This window comes from Bradyrhizobium sp. ORS 375 (genome assembly GCF_000239775.1).
In the GTDB taxonomy this organism is placed as follows: domain Bacteria; phylum Pseudomonadota; class Alphaproteobacteria; order Rhizobiales; family Xanthobacteraceae; genus Bradyrhizobium.
The window spans coordinates 1-1,174 of record NZ_CAFI01000251.1; the positions used below are offsets into that span (position 1 = coordinate 1).

A 1,174-nucleotide genomic window follows, 5' to 3' on the forward strand; every position below is an offset into this window, starting at 1 on the left:
CGTGGCAGCGGTTGCGGCCGCGGCCGGCGCGCTCGTTGCCGGCGCATCATCGTCGAGCTTGGATTTCAGCGCGCTGAGATCGACGCCGGAGACCTGCAGGCAGGACAGCGACTGGCAGTTGCGCGGCACGGTGACGCGGATCTTTTGGCCGTTGAAATCGAACGCGATCGAGCTGCCGGCCTGCGCGGCGCTGCTCGCGATCAGAATGGCGGCGGCGGCGAGATACACGGTCTTCATGGATGAGCTCCCTCGGGCGGCGTCGTGAACCTGAGGGAACCCTTAAGCCGGTGCAGCGCGCGCAACTGTGATGCAGGTCACGGTCAGCGCGCCGCTAGATCAGGCCGATCACGATCGCGCCAACGAAGGCAAACGCGGCATAGGCCACCATCGTGCTCAGGCGACCGGCAGGGGTCATGACACCACTCCCATGATCAGCGTTCGCTTCGCGCGAACGTGGCGCGCGCAGCGAGAATAGTCGTTCGGCCCCGGCAGAAAAGGCAGCGCCGCTGCCAGTTTTGTCACTATCGACCAGCGCGCGTGCCGCGATGGTTTCTGCCCGGTCAACAGACGGCATTGACAGCTCCTTAAGCAAATTGCCGCAAACCTCTGCAGATGACGCGCGGAGTTCGTTTGTATCTCGTCGGCTCCATCGTCCTTGTCACGCTTGCGGGTTGCGGCCGTGGATTTTTCCAGGAGCGCGAGCCGTGGCGGGCCGAGGCCGAGATCGCCTGCCTGAAATCAGGGGCCGTGAAGGAGAGCGCGGACATCGTCCGCATCGATCCGATCTCCGGGCCCGGCATGTGCGGCGCCGACTATCCGCTCAAGGTGGCAGCGCTCGGCGAGGCCACCGCGAGCTATGGCTTCGCCGACGAGAGCCTGCGCCCGCCTGGCAGCATCGGCGGCCAGCCGCGCTGGCCCATCAACCAGCCGCCGCGCTATGCGCCGCCTCAGACCTATCAGCCCCAGCCGGCGCCACAGTCAGCCTATCCTTCACCCGGCGCGGCCTATCCGGCGGCACCCGCGCGCGCGCCGACCTATGGCGCAGCCCCCGGCGCGCCGCTGCAGCTCGAGCCGCCGGCCGGCGAGGATGACGTCAATCTGCCGCCCGACGGCTCCTATCCCGCCGCGCCCTCACGTCCACAGGCCGCGCCGCGCACAGCCTATCCGCAAGAGC

The 1,174-nt window shown here is 68.0% G+C and carries 1 protein-coding gene and 2 pseudogenes; 1 reads left to right on the plus strand and 2 read right to left on the minus strand.

Annotated elements, in window-relative coordinates:
- Both BRAO375_RS19375 and BRAO375_RS37505 read right to left on the minus strand, forming a co-directional pair.
- A pseudogene (locus BRAO375_RS19375) lies at positions 1–237 on the minus strand (DUF2147 domain-containing protein); the annotation flags it as partial.
- 94 nt (positions 238–331) lie between these two features.
- Positions 332–574 carry a hypothetical protein gene (locus BRAO375_RS37505; protein WP_139031420.1) on the minus strand — a complete coding sequence of 81 codons (243 nt, stop codon included), beginning with the start codon at positions 572–574 and terminating at the stop codon, positions 332–334.
- 38 nt (positions 575–612) lie between these two features.
- Between BRAO375_RS37505 and BRAO375_RS19380 the strand changes: the two are divergent.
- A pseudogene (locus BRAO375_RS19380) lies at positions 613–1,174 on the plus strand (extensin family protein); the annotation flags it as partial.